6 protein-coding genes are annotated in these 4,569 nt (G+C 74.4%); 3 read left to right on the forward strand and 3 right to left on the reverse strand.

What is annotated here, in order from left to right; all coding sequences use genetic code 11:
- On the forward strand, positions 1-489 hold a 489-nt coding region (locus tag FV230_RS25100), incomplete at its 5' end, for a carbamoyltransferase C-terminal domain-containing protein (RefSeq protein ID WP_281408325.1).
- Positions 490-624: 135 nt separating this feature from the next.
- Here the strand turns inward: FV230_RS25100 and FV230_RS25105 are convergent.
- From FV230_RS25105 to FV230_RS25115, 3 genes are all read right to left on the reverse strand, one after another.
- Entirely contained in the window at positions 625-1,299 is a 675-nt protein-coding gene (locus FV230_RS25105) for a haloacid dehalogenase type II (RefSeq protein ID WP_147844329.1), read from the reverse strand.
- Between the two features lie 8 nt (positions 1,300-1,307).
- On the reverse strand, positions 1,308-1,802 hold the full coding sequence (locus FV230_RS25110; protein WP_147844330.1) for a hypothetical protein: 495 nt from the start codon (positions 1,800-1,802) through the stop codon (positions 1,308-1,310).
- Between the two features lie 106 nt (positions 1,803-1,908).
- Entirely contained in the window at positions 1,909-3,099 is a 1,191-nt protein-coding gene (locus tag FV230_RS25115) for an aminotransferase class V-fold PLP-dependent enzyme (RefSeq protein ID WP_147844331.1), read from the reverse strand.
- 191 nt (positions 3,100-3,290) lie between these two features.
- Here FV230_RS25115 and FV230_RS25120 point away from each other — a divergent pair, with 191 nt between their 5' ends.
- Both FV230_RS25120 and FV230_RS25125 read left to right on the forward strand, forming a co-directional pair.
- A complete protein-coding gene (locus FV230_RS25120) occupies positions 3,291-3,854 on the forward strand; it encodes a TspO/MBR family protein (RefSeq protein WP_147844332.1) in 564 nt (187 codons plus the stop codon).
- Between the two features lie 97 nt (positions 3,855-3,951).
- A partial coding sequence (locus tag FV230_RS25125; protein WP_147844333.1) for a chemotaxis protein CheB occupies positions 3,952-4,569 on the forward strand: 618 nt, incomplete at its 3' end.

Here is a 4,569-nt window from a genome sequence, read left to right on the forward strand (position 1 = left end):
CTCGTCGGCTGGGTCCAGGGCCGGGCCGAGTTCGGCCCGCGCTCGCTCGGCAACCGCTCGATCCTCGCCGACCCGCGGCCGGCGGGCGCGAAGGACGCGCTCAACGCCAAGGTGAAGTACCGCGAGGCCTTCCGGCCCTTCGCCCCCTCGATCCTGGCCGAGGCCGGCCCCGACTGGTTCGAGGCCTACGCCGACAGCCCGTACATGGAGCGCACCCTAGTCTGGCGCGAATCCAAGCGCGACCAGGTCCCGGCGGTGGTGCACGCCGACGGCACCGGCCGGCTCCAGAGCGTGACGCCGGCGCGCAACCCGGCCTACGCCGCGCTGATCGCCGCCTTCGCCGAGATCACCGGCGTGCCGATCCTGCTCAACACCAGCTTCAACGTGATGGGCAAGCCGATCCTCCACACGGCGGAGGACGCGATCCTGATGTTCACCACCACCGGCCTCGACGCCCTGGTGGTGGAGGACTGGATCGTGGTGAAGTGAGGGGTCGGTCGACGCGCGGGAGCCTTACAGGACCATGGCGGTGCGCGCCGCGCGCATCCCCTCGCCCCGCACGCGGGGAGAGGGGAACCCGCACCCCATGCGATCCAGGTGAGATGGGGGAGCCGACGCCCCGCCTCAGAACAAGCCGGCTAGATCCGACAGCACCGCCACCGGCGCGAGGTCGGCGTACTCGTCCGGCTTCCCCGTGCGGTTGATCCAGGCGCAGGCGAAGCCGAAGGCGGTGGCGCCGGCGATGTCCCAGCGGTTCGAGGAGCAGAACAGCACCGCCTCGGCGGGCACGCCGAGGGCGTCGAGCGCCACGGCGTAGGCGCGCGGATGGGTCTTGAACACGCCGGCCGCGTCGGCCGAGAGCACCGCGTCGAGGCGGGACGCGAGGCCGGCCGAGGCGACCGAGCGGCCGAGCATGGCGTCGTCGCCGTTGGAGAGGATGGCGGTGGACAGGCCGCGCGCGCGCAGGCGCTCCAGCACGCCCGGCACCTCCCCGTAGGCGTCGAGGTCGCGATAGGCGTCGAGCAGCCGGTCGCGCAGGCCCGCGTCGACGTCCGGGTGGCTCGCCAGGGCGAAGTCCAGGGCCCGCTCGGTGAGCTGCCAGAACGGGGCGGTGCAACCGATCAGCGACAGGGTCCAGCTGTATTCGAGCTGCTTCACCCGCCACAGCTCCGACAGCCGCGCCGCCGCCGGCCCGACCGCGTCGGCATGGCGCTGCACCGCCGAATGCACGTCGAACAGGGTGCCGTAGGCGTCGAACACCACGGCGCGGCGGCCGGCGAGAAGCGGTCTTTCCGACATCGCGGGCGCTACTTCTTCTCGAGCACCTCGATCGGGTTGGTGCGCTGGCTCGCGGCCGGCTCGCGCGTGAGGTTCTGGCTTCCCGCTTCCTGCGGGGCCGCCTTGCCGCCCGGCGCGCCGGGACCGCCGGTGGCGGTGCCGCCAGAATTTGGCTGGGTCGGCACCGTGCCGCTGGCGAGCTCGAGGCAGGTCACCATCTCGACGTAGGACGGGTAGCCGCCGGCCTTGTACTGGTCCTCGCACTGGCGCTTGGCCGAGGGCGTGTAGTCGCCCCAGCGGCGCTCGGCCTCCTTCTTCGCGTCCCGCTCGGAGCGCAGGCAGCCCTCGATGTTGGCGTTGTCGCTGACGCTGACGTTGGCCCGGCTCGCCGACTGGCAGGTCTTCTTGATGTCGAGGTTCGGGACCGTGTCGGCCCGCGCGGCGGTGGAGGCCGCCGGTGCGGCGAGGAGGGCGAGCGCCAGGGCCCCGGTGAGCGCGGCGCCGGCAAGGATGCGTGTCGTCATGGTCCGCTCGTCGTCTCTCGGCGTGGGATGCTCGGAAGCTGTGAGGCACAACGCGCGGCACGCCGGAGGGTCCCGCCCGCGGGACAGGAATCCGAGCCCGCCGCGCTCAGGGGCCCGCGTGGGCGGCCCGGAGCGCCGCGTCGAGGTCGGCGAACAGGTCGTCGGGGTCCTCGAGCCCGGTCGAGAGGCGCAGCAGGTCGGGCGGGCACGGCGTGCCCGGTCCCTCGACCGAGGCGCGGTGCTCGATCAGGCTCTCGACGCCGCCGAGCGAGGTCGCGCGCTTCCACAGGCGCACGCGCGCGGCGGTGGCGATCGCCGCGGCCTCGCCCCCGGCCACCCGGATCGACAGCATCGCCCCGAACCCCTGGTCCATCTGCCGCGCGGCGACCGCGTGGCCCGGATCCTCGGGGAGCCCCGGATAGAGCACCCGGGCGACGTGGGCGTGCCGGGCGAGGCGGCCCGCGAGGTCGAGGGCGCCGGCCGATTGCGCAGCGGCGCGCAGGGGGAAGGTGCGCAGGCTCCGCATCAAGAGGTAGGCCTCGAACGGCCCGAGGATCGCGCCGCCGCTCGCGCGGATCGCGCCGATCCGGGTCCAGGCGGCGTCGCGGGCGGCGGTGGCGAGCACGCCGGCGATCACGTCGGAATGGCCGTTCAGGATCTTGGTGCCGGAATGCATGACGAGGTCGGCGCCGAGCCGCAGCGGCCGGGTGTGGAACGGCGAGGCGACGGTGGAGTCGACCGCCAGCCGCGCCCCGGCCGCATGGGCGATCTCGGCCGCGGCGGCGATGTCGGTGACCGTCCAGAGCGGGTTGCCAGGAGTCTCGATCCAGACGAGCTTGGTCCGGCCCGGCCGCATCTCGGCGCGCAGGGCGTCGAGGTCGTCCATCGCCACGAAATCGAGGTCGAGCCGGCGCCGCGGCGCCTCCTCGCGCAGCCAGCGCTTGAGGGCCCAGTACATCACCGCCGGCGCGACCACGTGGTCGCCGGGCTCCAGCGCGCCGAACACCGCCGTCGCCGCCGCCATGCCGGAGCCGAACAGCATCGCGGCCGGCGCCTCCTCCAGCATCGCCAGCACGGCTTCCGCCTCGCGTACCGTCGCGTTGTCGGGCCGCGCGTAGGAGAAGCCGGAGGAATAGCCGTTGTCGGGGTCGCGGATGAAGGTGGTCGAGACGTGCAGCGGCGCCACCACCGCGCGGGTCACCGGCTCGACATGCCCCATCGCCTGGGCGGCGAGCGTCCGCTTCGACCATCCGGCGGCGCGAGGGTCGGCGTCGTCCGTCGGGTTGCGTGAGGTCATGGCCGCGTCCGATGTTGCGTGGCGGGAGATCGTTCGACGGTCCGGATGCGGCTCGCGCCGCGTCCCTTCCCTTCATCGTCCCTTCCCCGCACGAGGGGAGGAAGACGCGCGGGTTTCCTATAGCCTCCGAACGCCGCGGCTGCCACGATCCGGGCCGGGGCCGCCTCCGAGGTCCCCGTCGGGTTTCGTCCATGCAGACCGCCAGCCGCGCCGCGTCCACGCAAGCCTCGTCCACGCAAGCCTCGCCGACGCGGGTTCCGATCCGCCCGGCCCTTCCCTGGTGGCTGCGCCTGCCCGCCGCGATCCTGCCGGTGGGGGCGACCTCGCTCATCGGCGGGCTGTCGACGGCCCCCGAGATCGACGGGTGGTACGCCGGCCTCGCCAAGCCCGCCTTCAACCCGCCGAACGCGGCCTTCCCGATCGCCTGGACAATCCTCGACGTGCTGATGGTCGTCTCAGCTTGGCGCCTGCTCGGCGCCCGCCCGGCCACCGGCCCGTCGCGCCGGGGCTGGTGGCTGGCGATCGCCGCCTTCGGCGTGCAGCTCGCGCTCAACGCCGCCTGGACGCCGACGTTCTTCGCCCGCCACGCGCTGGGTGCCGGCCTGGTGGTGGTGGCGGCCCTCCTCGTGATGATCCTGTGGACGATCCGCCTGAGCTGGCGGATTGACCGGATCGCGGCGTGGCTTCTGGTGCCCTACGCCGCCTGGGTCGCCTTCGCGTCCCTGCTCAACGCGGCGATCTGGCGGCTGAACTGACGCGGCGCGCCGGCACCCCACGCCCCGGACCGTGGGGCCAAAAAATCCTCGCCGTCCGGCGTGGCGCCCCGGCCCGGCCCGATGCTGCCGTGCGCCCATGCCCGCCGGTGACCGGCCCCGGTTCGTCGGCGTCGGCGCCTCCGGGGCCGAGGGCCTTCGCGACATCCGGGCGCTCCTCGTCGCCCTCCCGGCGCCGCTCCGGGCCGTCCTCCTCGTGCTGCTCCGCCCCTGGGACCGGCCGAGCCACCTCCGCGCGATCCTGGCGCAGGCCTGCCCGCCCCCGGTCCTGATCGCGGACGCGGGCGAACGCTTCGAGCCGGGCCGCATCGACATCGGCGAGCCGGCCCGGCACCCGATCCTGGCCGACCGCAGCTTCGGCGAGATCGTCGCCGACCCGATGCGGCTGCACGGCAACCGCGCGGTCGACCTGCTCTTCCATTCCGTGGCCCGGCACGGCCGCGGGCGGATGATCGGCGTGGTGCTGTCCGGCTCCCTCGACGGCGGCGCCCGCGGGCTCGCCGCGATCCATCGCGCCGGCGGGCTCACCAGGGTGCTCACGCCCGAGCCGCCGCCCCGCCACGGCATGCCCGAGAGCGCGATCGCTCGCGACGGCCCGATCGCCACGATCGGCAGCCCGAGGACGATCGCCGCGGCGATCGCGGCGGACGATCCTCCGGGGATCGCGGGGGAGGCGGCGCCGCAGGCGGAGCCGGCC

It is taken from the genome of Methylobacterium sp. WL6, assembly GCF_008040095.1.
Lineage (GTDB): Bacteria > Pseudomonadota > Alphaproteobacteria > Rhizobiales > Beijerinckiaceae > Methylobacterium.